Genomic DNA, 17,134 nt, shown 5'->3' on the forward strand with positions numbered 1-17,134 from the left:
TACCATGAAATCAAATATTTTCTTTTATGTCCTTTATTAAACTTCAAAATTTATTTTTAAACTCCTTCTTCATTCCAATAAGAAAAAAGATATATCGTTATTTTTCCGTCATGTATAAGACAAAAACCTCATGAATTGTTTCAATACATGATCCTCTTTCGCCTAAAAAATTGTTTTTCTTTTGTATCAATATAATAAAAAAGCCTCATCAAAAAGATGAGACCTCTATCATATATTGAACCCGCTATTTTCGGGTAACTCAGTTCGTGAAGACTACGAATCAGTAGGGGATGAAGCCCCCACCAATTAAAGTTTCACTCTATTATTTTTTCTTAGGAATTTTAATTGTGATTTGATAATATTCATCAAATTCTTCTTCTTCAGAGTTCACATTCAAACCGCTTTTTGCAACCATTTGTAAAGATTGCCTAATCGTGTTCATCGCAATCCTCATATCGCGACTTACCGCTTTTTTCTTTGCTTTACGCTTCGGTTTTACTTCCTCAAGTAACTTTGCGATTCGCTCTTCTGTCTGTTTTACATTCAATTGTTTTTCCACAATTTCTTGTAAAACTTTTAACTGTAACTCTTCATTTTTCAAAGGAATAAGTGCACGAGCATGCCGCTCTGTAATACTTTTTTCTAATAATGACCTTTTAATATCTTCAGGTAACTTTAATAACCGTAATTTATTTGCGATAGTTGATTGTCCTTTACCAAGTCTTTGTGCGAGTGCCTCTTGCGTTAAATTATGTAACTCAATTAGCTTTTGATATGCAACAGCTTCTTCAATTGCTGTTAACTCTTCACGTTGCAAGTTTTCAATTAAAGCAACTGAAGCTGTTTCCGTATCATTTAAGTTTTTTATAATTGCAGGAACCTTTTCCCATCCTAATTTCGTTGCAGCACGAAAACGCCTTTCCCCGGCAATAATTTCATAACAATCTTCTTCATACTGCCTTACAACAATTGGTTGAATAAGCCCATGCGTACGGATTGTTAATGCTAGTTCATCGATGCGTGCATCATCAAACACCGTCCGTGGTTGATAACGGTTTGGAATGATATTTGCTATCGGAATTTCATGTATTTCTTCATGTATCTTTTTATTTATATCTTCATGGCTTTCATTTTGTATTTCGAGTTCGCTCATTTTATCTCCAAAGCCAAATAAACGAGAAAACGTATTTTTCATACATATTCCACCACCTTTGGGCCTATTGAATATTCTACATAAACATATTCCTTATCAAACATTTACGGTTCCATTTATATAATTTAATCTTACGTCTAATAAGATTTATTTTTCAATAGGTAATTTATTGGGTGTACCTGGCTTACGTGGATATTTTTTCGGTGTTTTGCGCTTTTTCTTGATTAATAAAATGTTCCGTTCACTCTCTTCAAATGGCAATTGGAACGTAGATACCTCTTCTAATTGTCCGCCAAGCACTTCTACAGCATATTTACCATTTTCAATCTCTTCATTAGCTGCTGCACCTTTCATGGCAATAAATGTTCCGCCAACCTTTACAAGCGGTAAACATAATTCACTTAATACAGAAAGGCGAGCTACTGCACGCGCCATTACAATATCGTATGATTCACGTACATGTTCTTTTTTACCGAATGTTTCAGCACGATCATGACAGAAAGCAACGTCACTGAGCTCCAGTTTTTGTGCTAAGTGATTCAAAAAGTTAATCCGCTTTTGCAGTGAATCAACAATTGTTACTTTTAAGTGCGGGAAACAAATTTTTAATGGTATACTCGGAAATCCTGCACCTGCGCCAACATCACAAATAGATAGTGGATTTGAAAAATCGTAGTAAAAAGCAGCAGTAATAGAGTCAAAAAAATGTTTTAAGTACACTTCTTCTTTCTCCGTAATCGCTGTTAAATTCATTTTTTCGTTCCACTCTACTAATGTTTCAAAATACATTTCAAATTGCTCTAATTGTCTAGGAGAAAGAGAAATCCCTCTTTCTCCTAGCATAGATTGAAATTGTTCTATGTTCATCTCGCAATATCTCCTTACTATTTATTGGTTCGATACTCGCGCAATTTTCCCTTGTTCAATGTATACAAGTAAAATGGAAATATCAGCTGGATTTACACCTGAGATACGAGATGCTTGCCCTACAGACAGTGGACGAACCTCTTTTAATTTTTGTCTTGCTTCTGATGCAATACCAGAAATAGCATCATAATCTATATCAACAGGAATTTTTTTACTTTCCATTTTCTTCATACGTTCTACTTGTTGTAAGGACTTTTCGATATATCCTTCATATTTAATTTGAATTTCAACTTGCTCTGCAACCTCATCATTGATTTCTAATTCACTTGGTGCAAGTAAGCGAATATGTTCATATGTCATTTCTGGACGTCGCAGTAAGTCGCTAGCACGTATACCATCTTTTAATTCACTTCCACCAACACTACGAATTAACTCTTGTACTTCAGGACGTGGTTTAATAATAATTCCCTCTAAACGAGCCTTTTCTTGTTCAATTTGTTCTTTCTTTTGAGAATAACGTTCATAACGCTCTTCTGGGATTAATCCAATTTCATGACCGATTTCTGTTAAGCGAAGATCCGCATTATCATGACGTAATAATAAACGATATTCCGCACGAGAAGTTAACAGACGATATGGTTCATTTGTCCCTTTTGTCACAAGGTCATCAATTAAAACGCCAATATAAGCATCAGAACGACCTAAAATGACTTCTTTTTTGCCTAAAGAGCGACATGCAGCGTTAATTCCAGCCATAATCCCTTGGCCAGCCGCCTCTTCATAACCAGACGTACCATTAATTTGCCCCGCCGTATATAAGTTTTTAATCTTTTTCGTTTCAAGGGTTGGCCAAAGCTGTGTTGGTACAATTGCATCGTATTCAATCGCATAACCTGTGCGCATCATTTCAACATTCTCTAAACCAGGAATTGTTTTCAACATTTCACGCTGTACATCTTCTGGTAAGCTCGTTGATAATCCTTGAACGTAGACTTCTTGCGTATTACGTCCTTCTGGCTCTAAGAAAATTTGATGACGTGGCTTATCATTAAATCGTACTACTTTATCCTCAATTGATGGACAATAACGAGGACCTGTTCCTTTAATCATACCAGAATACATAGCAGAACGATGTAAGTTTTTGTCAATTAAGCGATGGGTTTCTTCACTTGTATATGTTAACCAGCACGGAATTTGATCTAAAATAAACTTCGTTGTTTCAAATGAGAACGCACGCGGTTGATCATCTCCTGGCTGAATCTCTGTTTTACTGTAATCAATTGTATTACTATTTACACGAGGAGGTGTCCCCGTTTTAAATCTAACAAGTTCAAATCCAAGCTCTTCTAAATGCTCTGATAATGTAATAGATGGCTGTTGGTTATTTGGACCACTTGAATATTTCAAGTCTCCCATAATAATTTCACCACGTAAAAACGTTCCAGTTGTAATAACAACTGTTTTCGCTGTATATTCCGCACCTGATTGTGTAATTACTCCTTTACACACACCATCTTCAACAATTAAACGTTCAACCATTCCTTGACGTAATGTTAAGTTCGGCGTTTCTTCAATGGTTTTCTTTAATTCATGTTGATATAAAAATTTATCCGCTTGCGCACGAAGAGCGCGTACAGCAGGGCCTTTCCCTGTATTCAACATACGCATTTGAATATGCGTTTTATCAATATTTCGTCCCATTTCGCCGCCTAATGCATCGATTTCACGAACAACAATCCCTTTTGCGGGTCCACCAACAGAAGGGTTACATGGCATGAACGCAACCATATCTAAGTTAATTGTTAACATTAATGTTTTTGATCCCATTCGTGCTGCTGCAAGACCAGCTTCACATCCTGCATGGCCTGCACCGATTACTATGACATCGTAAGAACCGGCATTGTATCCCATTATTTATTCCTCCTACTATCGTCTATCATCTTGAAAGATCTTTATTATTTTCCTAAACAAAATTGAGAAAACAGTTGATCAATTAAACTTTCATGAACTGTATCACCAGTAATCTCACCAAGTATTTCCCATGTTCTTGTTAAATCAATTTGAACCATATCAATTGGAACACCGTTCTCAATTGCAGCAATTGCATCTCCAATCGTTTTTCTTGCTTGTGTTAGTAAACCGATATGTCTTGCATTAGAAACATATGTCATATCAGCTGATTCAATTGTTCCTTCAAAGAACAGATCAGCAATTGCTTTCTCTAATTCATCTACGCCTTTTTCTTCAATTAAGGATGTTGTGATAACACGTTTCTCACTCGCTAATTCTGTTACGCGTTCCATCTCAATCCTTTGTGGTAAATCTGTTTTATTTACAATGACAATGAAATCTTTTCCTTGTACAGCACGGAATAGCTCTTCATCTTCATTCGTTAATGGCTCACTATAATTTACTACTATTAATACTAAATCAGCTTGGCTCATCATCTCTTTTGATCGCTCAACACCAATTTGTTCGACAATATCTTCTGTTTCGCGAATTCCAGCTGTATCAATAAGTCGAAGTGGTACACCACGTATGTTGACATATTCTTCAATAACATCACGAGTTGTTCCTGCTATATCTGTTACAATAGCCTTTTTCTCCTGAACAAGACTATTTAATAATGAAGATTTTCCGACATTTGGTCTTCCGATAATTGCTGTTGCAATTCCTTCTCGCAAAATTTTTCCTTGCTTTGATGTTTCCAAAATCTTTTCAATCTCATTTTGAACATGAGTTGCTTTTTCAATTAAAATACGATGTGTCATTTCCTCCACGTCATCATATTCCGGGTAATCTATATTTACCTCAACATGAGCTAACGTTTCTAAAATTTCTTGACGAAGACGACCAATCAATTTGGATAAACGTCCTTCCATTTGATTAATCGCTACATTCATTGCACGATCTGTTTTTGCACGGATTAAATCCATTACTGCCTCAGCTTGAGATAAATCAATACGACCATTTAAAAAAGCACGCTTCGTAAACTCACCAGGCTCAGCTAAACGTACTCCTTGTGCTAAAATCAGTTGCAATACTTTATTTACAGAAACAAGACCACCATGGCAGTTCACTTCTACGATATCTTCACGTGTAAATGTCTTAGGAGCACGCATAATAGATACCATAACTTCCTCAATAACTTGATTTGTATCTAAATCCACAATATGACCATAATGAATTGTATGAGAAGATACTGCTGTTAAATCTTTTCCTTTAAAAATGCGATTGACCTTCTCAATCGCATCCTCTCCACTTACTCGAACAATGGCAATCGCGCCCTCCCCAAGTGCCGTGGAAATCGCAGCAATTGTATCAAATTCCATGTCCTTTCACCTCACTTGCTTATTTCTCTCTATTTCAACATAATTTTTTCCTTCACTAAACTATTAGGATACCATAATGAACCTATCTACAAAAGAATATTAACTCATTTTATTATGTCCTCATGTAAAAAACACTAAACTTATTCACAGTGGATAAGTTTAGTGTTTTTAGTTATCCACAGCTGTTTTTTCGTCAGTCAAATCTGCATATAAACCTCTTATTTTGATACATGAAAACTTGTTAGAACAAACTCATAGAAAAAACCGGTACTCAAATGAGTGACCGGTTATTTGGGAGATATTACAACATGCCGATGCGGATCTTTTCCCTCAGAAGATGTAATAACATTTGGATGATTCGCTAATGCTTGATGGATAATTTTTCTTTCAAAAGAAGGCATTGGCTCTAATACAACATTTTTCTTTGTACTTGCTACTTGTTTTGCTAATCGATAAGCAAGAGATTCTAATGTATCTTTTCGCTTACTACGATAGTTTTCAGCATCAATTGTTATACCAACATATTGCTTTGTACTACGATTCGCAACAAGATTTGTTAAATATTGTAAAGAATTTAAAGTATGACCTCTTTTTCCAATTAAAACACCTACATTTTTTCCAGAAAGAATGAATTCCACATCTCTTCCCTTTACTTTTTTTGTAATCGCTACATCCACTCCCATCGCCTGAACGACATTACGTAAATACTCTTCAGCTTCCTGGACTGGATCTTTTTTTACGATCACCTCTACCACAGCAGGTCGATTCCCAATCAAGCCTAGAAATCCTCGCTTGCCTTCGTCGATAATATTTATATCTACTTGTTCTTTTGAAACTTTTAATTGCCTTAAAGCATCTTGTACTGCCAGCTCGACGGTTTGTCCTTTAGCAGTAATTATACTCACTTGCTTGATCCTCCTGCCTTACTACCCTTAATTTCAGGGCCTTTGATCATATACATTTGAGCGATACCAAAGATGTTACCAACTACCCAGTATAAAGATAATGCTGCTGGGAAGTTAATTGCAAAGATTAAAATCATAATTGGCATAAGCCATACCATCATCGCCATTTGTGGATTCTGTCCAACAGTACCCGTCATTGCAATCTTTTGCTGAATAAATGTTGTAATTGCAGCAACAATAGGAAGAATATAATAAGGATCTGCATGTCCTAAATCAAACCATAAGAAACTGTGTTGCTTAATTTCAGCCGTTCTCATAATCGCATGGTAAAATGCGAATAAAATTGGCATTTGAATAAAAATTGGCAAACAACCTGCTAGTGGATTGACACCATGCTTTTGATACAGTTGCATCATTTCTTGTTGTAATTTTTGTTGTGTTGCTTGATCTTTAGAGCTATATTTTTCTTTCAATTTTACCATTTCTGGTTGCAGTGCTTGCATTGCTTTTGTACTCTTCGTTTGCTTAATCATTAATGGTAATAACGCAAAACGAATAATAAGGGTCGTAATAACGATTGCTAAACCATAATTACTACCAAATAAGTTTGCAAAATACGTGATTAACTGAGAAAGCGGGTATACGAAATATTCATTCCAAATCCCTGTACTTTTCGGTGTAATCGGCTGATTCACTTCACTACAACCTGCAGCAATCGCCATCAAAGCGATAACCATGGCAAGTAAGCCTATCTTCTTTTTCACAGCCTGCTCCTCCTTGTTTCGGTATGTATATAGTGTAATTCATTTTCCTTTTCCTACGCTACTTGTTTGTAATTTTTATCCCTGAACGTTTGAAGGCATGAATTAAGCTTTTCTTAAACTCTTCGTATGTCATCTCTGCACAAGGCTTCCTTGCTATTATAACAAAATCCTTCCCAGAATCTATCTCATCTTTTAATTCTGTAATGGATTGACGAATCATACGTTTAATCCGATTGCGAACTACTGCATTCCCGATTTTCTTACTCACAGAAAGACCGATTCGAAAGTATGGTTGTGTTTCCTTATCTAATTGGTAGATAACAAACTGACGATTGGCACTAGATCTTCCTTTTTGAAAAACGGCCTGAAATTCATCATTTTTTTTAATACGATTCTTTTTCTTCATATCAATTGACACTCCTGTATTTCATCAGTGGAAATTCATTACGGCTAGAAAAAAAGACCACTGATCGTTCAGTGGTCTACGCAGATAATACTTTTCTTCCTTTACGACGACGAGCTGCTAGCACTTTACGTCCGTTCGCTGTGCTCATACGGCTGCGGAAACCATGTACTTTGCTGCGCTTACGTTTATTTGGTTGGTAAGTTCTTTTCATTATATGACACCTCCCTGAGGAATATCTGTTAAAGACAGTCTTATAAATTATAGTTAATTAACTAGGAAAATGTCAATGGTTCTCGAAATTTTCATCAAATATTCACTTTAAACCTATTCACACCTTTTTTCACAAGTATCCCATTCTTTTGTGGATAAATATATTTTTTACTTTTTTATATCCACAAATTATTTTTCGACTTTTACACAGTATATCGTGTTGTGGACAAGTTTATTCCACAAGGTATTGATTTTGTGGATAACTTTCTAAAATTCATTGCTATGGCTACTTTTTTTTGATATTATAGTTGTGTTTTCACCTTGAATAATTTTTACACATTTAAACTTTATCCACAATTTGTGAATAACTTGTGGACAGTTATACTCACATGTGGGTAAACAGTTGTCCACATATGCTATTTTTGTCGAAAACTCTATCTCGTATACAAACAACGTTTTTAGGTTTTAAAATGCGTTTCGTATAAATATACATTGAAGTTTAAAGGGGTTGTACATTTGTTGCACAACCTTATTCTTTTATCATGTTCGCAAAGGAGGGACACCCTTGGAAAATATCGCTGATTTATGGAATAGTGCGTTAACTGAATTGGAAAAGAAGGTAAGTAAACCAAGTTATGAAACATGGCTCAAATCAACAAAAGCACATGCTTTAAAAAAAGATACACTAACCATTATAGCTCCCAATGAATTTGCCCGTGACTGGTTAGAATCTCACTATTCAGAGCTAATTTCAGAAACAATTTATGATATAACAGGAGCAAAGTTGAATATTCGTTTTATTATTCCTCAAAGTCAAACTGAAGAGGAAGTTGACTATCCTCCTGCAAAAGCAAAAAAGATGAATGATGAATCCAATCATCTGCCACAAAGTATGTTAAATCCAAAATATACTTTTGATACATTTGTTATTGGATCTGGTAATCGTTTTGCTCACGCAGCTTCACTCGCTGTAGCTGAAGCACCAGCGAAAGCATATAATCCCCTATTTATTTACGGGGGCGTCGGACTTGGCAAAACCCACTTAATGCATGCAATTGGACATTATGTGATCGAACATAACCCAAACGCAAAAGTCGTTTATTTATCATCTGAAAAATTTACAAATGAATTTATTAATTCGATTCGTGATAATAAAGCGGTGGACTTTCGAAATAAATACCGAAATGTAGATGTTTTATTAATAGATGATATTCAATTCCTTGCCGGAAAAGAACAAACGCAAGAGGAATTTTTCCATACATTTAATGCATTGCATGAAGAGAGTAAGCAAATTGTAATCTCAAGCGATCGACCACCGAAGGAGATTCCGACATTAGAAGATCGTCTTCGTTCACGTTTCGAATGGGGATTAATTACGGATATCACACCACCAGATCTTGAAACAAGGATTGCAATTTTACGTAAAAAAGCAAAAGCAGAAGGCCTCGATATTCCAAATGAAGTTATGATTTATATTGCGAATCAAATCGATTCAAACATCCGAGAACTGGAAGGTGCATTAATCCGAGTTGTTGCTTATTCCTCCTTAATTAATAAGGATATCAATGCCGATTTAGCTGCCGAAGCATTGAAAGATATTATTCCTAACTCCAAGCCGAAAATTATTTCCATTTATGATATTCAAAAGGCAGTTGGAGATGTTTATCAAGTGAAATTAGAAGATTTTAAAGCGAAGAAACGCACAAAATCTGTTGCATTTCCTCGTCAAATTGCAATGTATTTATCACGCGAATTAACAGATTCATCTTTACCAAAGATAGGGGAAGAATTTGGAGGTCGCGACCATACAACGGTTATCCATGCACATGAAAAAATTTCGCGGCTCTTAAAAACAGATACACAACTACAAAAACAAATTGAAGAAATTAATGATATTTTAAAGTAGTAGCTGAATAGTGTGAATAACTTTTCCTGTTTTACGCACAGTCTATCCACATGTAGATAGACTGTTTTTACATCTTTGAACGGAGTTATCCACATATCCACAGGCCCTATTACTATTACTACTACTTTTTATCTTTATTAAATAAATAAAATCTTATACTTACCGGAGGTTTTCACTATGCGTTTTTCAATTCAAAAAGACTATCTTGTAAGAAGTGTACAAGATGTAATGAAAGCTGTTTCCTCTCGCACCACAATTCCGATCCTTACTGGAATTAAAGTTGTAGCTACAGAAGAAGGAGTTACATTAACAGGAAGTGATGCAGATATTTCAATCGAATCATTTATTCCTGTTGAAGAAGATGGAAAAGAAATCGTAGAAGTTAGTCAATCAGGTAGTATTGTTTTACAAGCAAAATATTTTAGTGAAATCGTAAAAAAATTACCAAAAGACACTGTCGAAATTTCTGTCGAAAATCATTTTATGACAAAAATAAAATCTGGAAAATCAGAGTTTAATTTAAATGGATTAGATTCTGCGGAATATCCATTATTACCACAAATTGAAGAACATCATGTATTTAAAATACCAACAGATTTACTAAAACATATGATTCGTCAAACTGTATTTGCAGTATCAAGTTCTGAAACTCGCCCAATCTTGACAGGTGTAAACTGGAAGGTATATAACAGCGAGTTAACTTGCATTGCAACAGATAGTCACAGATTGGCACTTCGCACAGCGAAAATTGAAGGGCATAACATTTCTGATGAATTTCAAGCAAATGTTGTCATTCCAGGTAAAAGTTTAAATGAGTTAAGTAAAATTTTAGATGAGTCTGAAGAAATGGTGGATATTGTTATTACAGAGTATCAAGTATTATTCCGAACAAAACATTTATTATTCTTCTCTCGATTATTGGAAGGGAATTACCCTGATACAACTCGCTTAATTCCTGCTGAAAGTAAGACGGATATCTTTGTCAATACGAAAGAGTTTTTGCAAGCTATTGATCGCGCTTCCTTGTTGGCAAGAGATGGGCGTAACAACGTTGTAAAACTATCAACATTTGAACAGAAAATGCTAGAAATTTCTTCGAATTCACCGGAAATTGGGAAAGTAGTAGAAGAAGTTCAATGTGAAAAAATAGATGGTGAAGAATTAAAAATATCATTTAGTGCAAAATATATGATGGATGCATTAAAAGCTTTAGATAGTACTGAAATTAAAATTAGCTTTACTGGTGCGATGAGACCTTTCTTAATTCGTACAGTAAATGATAACTCCATTATTCAACTAATTTTACCGGTTCGTACTTACTAAAAAGAATGAGGGTTGCTAGTTTTTATGTACTAGCGACCCTTGTTTGATTTTGGGTATTACTTTCCTAATGCTAGTTTATTTAGTACAATGAAAGAATGAACACTTTCAGAAAGTGAGCGATTTTATGAAACGTATTAAAATTTCAACAGAATATATTACATTAGGGCAATTTTTAAAACTTGCCGATGTAATTGATACAGGTGGAGCTGTAAAATGGTTCTTGCAAGAATATGAAGTGTACGTGAATCAAGAACTTGAAAATAGACGAGGTAGAAAATTGTACGCCAATGATATAGTTGAAATTCCGGGAAACGGAACATTTCAAGTTCAATCATAAAGGGGGAGCCCTTTGTTTATTTCAGAAATACAATTAAAAAATTATCGAAATTATGAAGATTTAAACCTTTCTTTTGAGGATAAAGTCAATGTAATCATTGGTGAAAATGCACAAGGGAAAACAAATTTGATGGAAGCGATCTATGTGTTAGCAATGGCGAAATCTCATAGAACTTCAAATGATCGTGAACTCATCCGATGGGATGAGGATTATGGTAAAATAAAAGGTAGATTACAAAAACGAAATAGTTCCGTATCTTTGGAATTAAATATTTCTAAAAAAGGAAAAAAGGCAAAATTGAATGAACTTGAACAACAAAAGTTGAGCCAATATATTGGTGAGATGAACGTTGTTATGTTTGCCCCTGAAGATTTAAATCTTGTAAAAGGAAGTCCTCAAGTCAGAAGACGCTTTTTAGATATGGAATTAGGACAAATAGCTCCTGTTTATTTGTATGAATTAAGTCAATATCAAAAAGTGCTCACACAACGAAACCATTTGCTTAAGGCAATACAAGGTAAAAATGAGGAAACGATGTTGGATGTATTTACGCTTCAACTTATTGAACATGGTACGAAAATTCTACAAAAACGTTTTGAATTCTTACATTTACTACAAGAGTGGGCTGCTCCAATCCATCGTGGGATTAGCAGAGGGCTTGAGGAATTGGAAATCGTTTATAAGCCAAGTGTAGATGTATCAGAATCAATGGATTTGTCGAAAATAAAAGAAGTATACTATGAAAGTTTTCAATCTGTGAAACAACGTGAAATTTTCCGTGGTACGACTTTAATTGGTCCTCATCGTGATGATTTACAATTCTTCGTTAATAGTAAAAATGTTCAAGTCTTTGGCTCACAAGGCCAGCAACGAACAACTGCACTATCCCTAAAATTAGCTGAAATTGAATTGATTTATGCAGAGGTAAAAGAGTACCCAATTCTTTTATTAGATGATGTATTATCAGAATTAGATGATTACCGTCAATCACATCTTTTAAATACAATTCAAGGAAAAGTGCAAACATTTGTGACAACGACGAGTGTCGACGGAATTGAACACGAAACATTAAAAAAAGCGAAAACAATTCATGTAAAAAGCGGCACGGTAGATTGTGAAATAGACAGAATATAACTTCTGTTTAAATGGAAAAGTAGGTGATCTTTGTGTCAATGGAACAAAAGGAAATGCAAGCAAACTCATATGATGAAAGTCAAATACAGGTACTTGAAGGGTTAGAAGCAGTTCGAAAACGCCCAGGTATGTACATTGGATCGACAAGTGGAAAAGGTCTTCATCACCTTGTATGGGAGATTGTAGATAATAGTATTGATGAAGCGTTAGCGGGATATTGTGATGAGATTAATGTGGTCATCGAAGAAGACGATAGTATCCGTGTAACGGATAACGGCCGTGGGATTCCAGTTGGTATACAAGAAAAAATGGGACGTCCTGCAGTAGAAGTCATTATGACAGTACTTCATGCTGGTGGTAAATTTGGCGGTGGTGGTTATAAAGTTTCCGGTGGTCTTCATGGTGTAGGGGCATCTGTAGTAAACGCCCTATCAACCGAGTTAGAAGTATTTGTACACCGCGAAGGAAAAATTCACTACCAAAAATATGAACGAGGCATTCCAGTTGCAGATTTAAAAGTAATTGGTGAAACAGATCGCACAGGAACAGTAACTCGCTTTAAGCCAGACCCAGAAATTTTTAAAGAAACAACCGTGTATGATTTTGATATATTAGCAACTCGTATGCGTGAACTAGCATTTTTAAATCGTAATATTAAATTAACAATTGAAGATAAACGTGAAAATAAACAGAAGAAAGAATTCCATTACGAAGGTGGAATTAAATCTTATGTTGAACATTTAAATCGTTCGAAGCAGCCAATTCATGAAGAACCAGTATATGTAGAAGGCGCAAAAGATGGGATTCAGGTTGAAGTTTCTCTCCAATATAACGAAGGATATACAAATAATATTTATTCATTTACAAATAACATCCATACGTATGAAGGTGGTACGCATGAGGTTGGATTTAAAACAGCTTTAACGCGTGTGATTAATGACTATGGAAGAAAAAATAATATTTTAAAAGATGCTGATAGTAATTTAACTGGTGAAGATGTTCGGGAAGGTTTAACTGCAATTGTATCCATTAAACATCCGAATCCGCAATTTGAAGGGCAGACAAAGACGAAACTTGGTAATAGCGAAGCGAGAACGATTACAGAGTCTGTATTTTCAGAGGCGTTTGAAAAGTTTCTTCTAGAAAATCCAAATATTGCACGTAAAATTGTGGAAAAAGGGACAATGGCAGCAAGAGCACGTGTAGCTGCGAAGAAAGCGCGTGAATTAACTCGTAGAAAGAGTGCGTTAGAGGTTTCAAGTTTACCTGGTAAGTTGGCGGATTGTTCTTCTAAAGACCCATCCATCAGTGAAATTTATATCGTAGAGGGTGACTCTGCGGGTGGATCTGCAAAGCAGGGGCGCGATCGTCACTTCCAAGCAATCTTACCGCTTAAGGGGAAAATCATTAACGTTGAGAAAGCTCGATTAGATAAAATTTTATCCAATGATGAAGTGCGTACAATTATTACAGCAATTGGGACAAACATCGGTGGCGATTTTGATATATCAAAGGCCCGCTATCATAAAGTTATTATTATGACCGATGCCGATGTCGATGGTGCACATATTCGTACCCTATTATTAACGTTCTTCTATCGTTATATGCGTCAAATTATTGAACATGGTTATGTATATATTGCACAACCACCATTGTTTAAAGTGCAACAAGGGAAAAAGATTCAGTATGCTTATAACGAAAAAGAACTTGAAAGAATATTGGCCGAGTTGCCAGCGCAACCTAAGCCAAGTATTCAGCGTTACAAAGGTCTTGGTGAGATGAATCCGGCTCAATTATGGGAAACGACAATGGATCCAGAGGTGCGTTCATTATTGCAAGTTTCTTTACAAGATGCAATCGAAGCGGATGAAACTTTTGAAATTTTAATGGGAGATAAAGTTGAACCGCGTCGTAATTTCATTCAAGAGAATGCAAAATATGTAAAAAACCTTGATATTTAAGATAAATAACGACAGGAATCTCAATGTTCCTGTCGTCTATATATAAATCAATGTAATTTGTAACGGAAATGTAAGAGGAGGTGCTGGTTGATGTCAGATAATCAACAACAAGCACGAATTCGAGAGGTTAATATTAGTCAGGAAATGCGTACCTCGTTTTTAGATTACGCAATGAGTGTTATCGTATCTCGTGCATTACCAGATGTGCGAGATGGATTAAAGCCTGTACATCGCAGGGTTTTATATGCAATGAATGATTTAGGTATTACTGCTGATAAAGCGTATAAAAAATCAGCACGTATTGTTGGGGAAGTAATCGGTAAGTATCATCCACACGGTGATTCAGCTGTTTATGAAACTATGGTACGTATGGCACAAGATTTTAGCCAGCGCTATATGCTCGTTGATGGACATGGAAACTTTGGTTCTATTGATGGTGACTCTGCAGCAGCGATGCGTTATACAGAAGCAAAAATGTCTAAAATCTCTATGGAACTATTGCGCGATATTACAAAAAATACAATAGACTATCAAGATAACTATGATGGTTCTGAGAGAGAGCCGGTTGTACTACCTGCTCGTTTCCCTAATTTATTAGTAAATGGTGCGACTGGTATCGCTGTTGGTATGGCGACAAATATTCCACCTCATCAACTTGGAGAAGTAATTGATGGGGTCTTAGCTTTAAGCCGTAATCCTGAGATTACAATCGCGGAGTTAATGGAGTATATTCCAGGGCCAGATTTCCCTACAGCAGGTCTTATTTTAGGGAGAAGTGGAATTCGCAGAGCCTATGAAACTGGGCGCGGTTCTATTACACTACGGGCAAAGGTTGAAATTGAAGAAAAAGCGAATGGACGACAATCCATTATTGTCACAGAAATACCTTATCAAGTAAATAAGGCTCGCCTTATTGAAAAAATTGCAGAATTAGTTCGCGATAAAAAAATTGATGGTATTACAGATTTACGTGATGAATCTGATAGAAGAGGTTTACGAATTGTCATGGAAGTTCGTCGTGATGCAAATGCTAACGTGCTTCTAAACAATTTATATAAACATACGGCCCTTCAAACAAGTTTTGGCATTAATATGCTTTCACTTGTAGATGGAGAACCAAAAGTATTAAATTTAAAACAAACGCTATATTATTACTTGGAACATCAAAAAGTAGTTATTCGTAGACGCACAGCTTACGAATTAGAAAAGGCAGAGGCTCGTGCTCATATTTTAGAAGGTTTACGAATTGCTTTAGATCACCTTGATGAAGTAATTACGTTAATACGTAGTTCGAAAACAGCAGATATTGCAAAACAAGGATTGATAGAGCGATTTGCTTTAAGTGAAAAACAAGCACAGGCAATATTAGATATGCGCTTGCAACGCTTAACAGGATTAGAACGAGAGAAAATCGAGCAAGAATATCAAGAACTATTGAAATTGATTGCTGAGTTAAAAGCAATCTTAGCCGATGAAGAAAAGGTTCTAGAAATTATTCGTGAAGAATTAACAGAAGTAAAAGAACGATTTAACGATGAGAGAAGAACTGAAATTACAATCGGTGGTATTGAATCTATTGAGGATGAAGATTTAATACCAGAGCAAAATATTGCGATTACGTTGACTCATAACGGATACATTAAACGATTACCAGCTTCTACATATAAAACGCAGAATCGTGGAGGTCGTGGTGTACAAGGAATGGGTACAAATGATGATGATTTTGTTGAACACTTATTAACGACATCAACACATGATCATATTTTATACTTTACCAATAAAGGTAAAGTATACCGTACAAAGGGATATGAAATCCCAGAGTATAGCCGTACAGCGAAAGGAATACCGATTATTAATTTATTAGAAGTAGATAAGGATGAGTGGGTCAACGCTATTATTCCAATTCGTGAATTTGGTGATGATCAATTCTTATTCTTTACAACAAAACAAGGGATCTCTAAGAGAACGCCGCTTTCATCATTCTCAAATATTCGTACAAACGGCTTGATAGCCATCTCTCTTCGTGAAGAAGACGAGGTGATTTCTGTACGTTTAACATCTGGTGACAAAGATATTATTGTTGGTACAAGTAACGGTATGTTAATTCGATTTAATGAACAAGATGTGCGCTCTATGGGACGTAATGCAGCCGGGGTAAAAGCTATAACATTAGATGAAGATGATCATGTTGTAGGTATGGAAATTGTCGAAGAGAATATGAATGTGTTAATTGTAACGAAGAATGGATACGGAAAGCGTACACCGATTGAGGAGTATCGCATCCAAAGTCGTGGCGGGAAAGGTTTGAAAACGTGTAATATTACAGAGAAAAACGGCAAGTTAGTAGCAGTTAAGTCTGTAACAGGCGAAGAAGATATCATGCTGATTACGGCAGCAGGTGTTATTATTCGAATGCCAGTTGAACAAATCTCGCAAATGGGGCGTAATACACAGGGTGTACGTTTGATTCGTCTGGAAGATGATCAAGAAGTAGCAACAGTAGCAAAAGCCCAAAAAGAAGATGAGGAAGAAAGCGAAGAAGCTTCTGAAGAATAAGAGAGAGGGGGAATAATCCCTTTCTCTTATTTTTTTAGATTCATGCTTGCAAAGTAAAAGAAAAGCCTATATAATAGGCAAAGTCAGCAAATAAAGAAGTAAATGCACTTCAAAAAAATGTTGACGAAAAAAGTATATTATGTTACATTATAAAAGTCGCTGAAACGCGATGTTGAACTTTGAAAACTAAACGAAACAAACAACGTGAAACGTCAATTTTTATTTATGATGCTAGACAAACTTTATTGGAGAGTTTGATCCTGGCTCAGGATGAACGCTG

General features: G+C 35.6%; 14 protein-coding genes. 6 read left to right on the forward strand and 8 right to left on the reverse strand.

Going from position 1 to position 17,134, the window contains the following annotated elements:
* Positions 1-322 precede the first annotated feature (322 nt).
* The 8 genes from noc to rpmH form a co-directional block, all read right to left on the reverse strand.
* Positions 323-1,195 carry a nucleoid occlusion protein gene (noc, locus tag MR056_RS19850; RefSeq protein WP_012096466.1) on the reverse strand — a complete coding sequence of 291 codons (873 nt, stop codon included), beginning with the start codon at positions 1,193-1,195 and terminating at the stop codon, positions 323-325.
* Positions 1,196-1,300: 105 nt separating this feature from the next.
* A complete protein-coding gene (rsmG, locus tag MR056_RS19855; protein ID WP_012096467.1) occupies positions 1,301-2,020 on the reverse strand; it encodes a 16S rRNA (guanine(527)-N(7))-methyltransferase RsmG in 720 nt (239 codons plus the stop codon).
* A 21-nt stretch (positions 2,021-2,041) separates the two neighbouring features.
* Complete coding sequence (gene mnmG, locus MR056_RS19860; RefSeq protein WP_012096468.1) at positions 2,042-3,931, reverse strand: tRNA uridine-5-carboxymethylaminomethyl(34) synthesis enzyme MnmG; 1,890 nt, start codon at positions 3,929-3,931, stop codon at positions 2,042-2,044.
* 44 nt (positions 3,932-3,975) lie between these two features.
* On the reverse strand, positions 3,976-5,352 hold the full coding sequence (mnmE, locus tag MR056_RS19865; RefSeq protein WP_087099624.1) for a tRNA uridine-5-carboxymethylaminomethyl(34) synthesis GTPase MnmE: 1,377 nt from the start codon (positions 5,350-5,352) through the stop codon (positions 3,976-3,978).
* A gap of 287 nt (positions 5,353-5,639) precedes the next feature.
* Positions 5,640-6,257 carry an RNA-binding cell elongation regulator Jag/EloR gene (gene jag, locus MR056_RS19870; RefSeq protein WP_012096470.1) on the reverse strand — a complete coding sequence of 206 codons (618 nt, stop codon included), beginning with the start codon at positions 6,255-6,257 and terminating at the stop codon, positions 5,640-5,642.
* The gene (gene spoIIIJ / locus MR056_RS19875) at positions 6,254-7,021 is read right to left on the reverse strand and encodes a YidC family membrane integrase SpoIIIJ (protein ID WP_012096471.1); all 768 of its coding nucleotides are present in this window, start codon (positions 7,019-7,021) and stop codon (positions 6,254-6,256) included. Before spoIIIJ ends, jag begins: the two co-directional genes overlap by 4 nt.
* 58 nt (positions 7,022-7,079) lie before the next feature.
* The gene (gene rnpA / locus MR056_RS19880) at positions 7,080-7,427 is read right to left on the reverse strand and encodes a ribonuclease P protein component (RefSeq protein WP_012096472.1); all 348 of its coding nucleotides are present in this window, start codon (positions 7,425-7,427) and stop codon (positions 7,080-7,082) included.
* Positions 7,428-7,503: 76 nt separating this feature from the next.
* Positions 7,504-7,638: a 50S ribosomal protein L34 gene (gene rpmH, locus MR056_RS19885; protein WP_000831901.1), complete on the reverse strand. Its 135-nt coding sequence runs from the start codon at positions 7,636-7,638 to the stop codon at positions 7,504-7,506.
* A 564-nt stretch (positions 7,639-8,202) separates the two neighbouring features.
* Between rpmH and dnaA the strand changes: the two genes are divergently transcribed.
* The 6 genes from dnaA (at position 8,203) to gyrA (ending at position 16,854) form a co-directional block, all read left to right on the forward strand.
* Positions 8,203-9,543 carry a chromosomal replication initiator protein DnaA gene (dnaA, locus tag MR056_RS19890; RefSeq protein ID WP_011983148.1) on the forward strand — a complete coding sequence of 447 codons (1,341 nt, stop codon included), beginning with the start codon at positions 8,203-8,205 and terminating at the stop codon, positions 9,541-9,543.
* Between the two features lie 177 nt (positions 9,544-9,720).
* Positions 9,721-10,866, forward strand: coding sequence for a DNA polymerase III subunit beta (gene dnaN, locus MR056_RS19895; protein ID WP_087099626.1), 1,146 nt, complete (start codon positions 9,721-9,723; stop codon positions 10,864-10,866).
* Positions 10,867-10,990: 124 nt separating this feature from the next.
* Entirely contained in the window at positions 10,991-11,203 is a 213-nt protein-coding gene (yaaA, locus tag MR056_RS19900; RefSeq protein ID WP_011983150.1) for a S4 domain-containing protein YaaA, read from the forward strand.
* A 12-nt stretch (positions 11,204-11,215) separates the two neighbouring features.
* Entirely contained in the window at positions 11,216-12,337 is a 1,122-nt protein-coding gene (gene recF / locus MR056_RS19905; protein ID WP_087099628.1) for a DNA replication/repair protein RecF, read from the forward strand.
* Positions 12,338-12,375: 38 nt separating this feature from the next.
* Positions 12,376-14,298 carry a DNA topoisomerase (ATP-hydrolyzing) subunit B gene (gene gyrB / locus MR056_RS19910; RefSeq protein WP_087099630.1) on the forward strand — a complete coding sequence of 641 codons (1,923 nt, stop codon included), beginning with the start codon at positions 12,376-12,378 and terminating at the stop codon, positions 14,296-14,298.
* Between the two features lie 90 nt (positions 14,299-14,388).
* Positions 14,389-16,854: a DNA gyrase subunit A gene (gene gyrA, locus MR056_RS19915; RefSeq protein WP_011983153.1), complete on the forward strand. Its 2,466-nt coding sequence runs from the start codon at positions 14,389-14,391 to the stop codon at positions 16,852-16,854.
* Positions 16,855-17,134: the final 280 nt, after the last annotated feature.

The sequence above is a fragment of the Bacillus cereus group sp. BfR-BA-01360 genome, from assembly GCF_022663595.1.
Taxonomy (GTDB): domain Bacteria; phylum Bacillota; class Bacilli; order Bacillales; family Bacillaceae_G; genus Bacillus_A; species Bacillus_A cytotoxicus.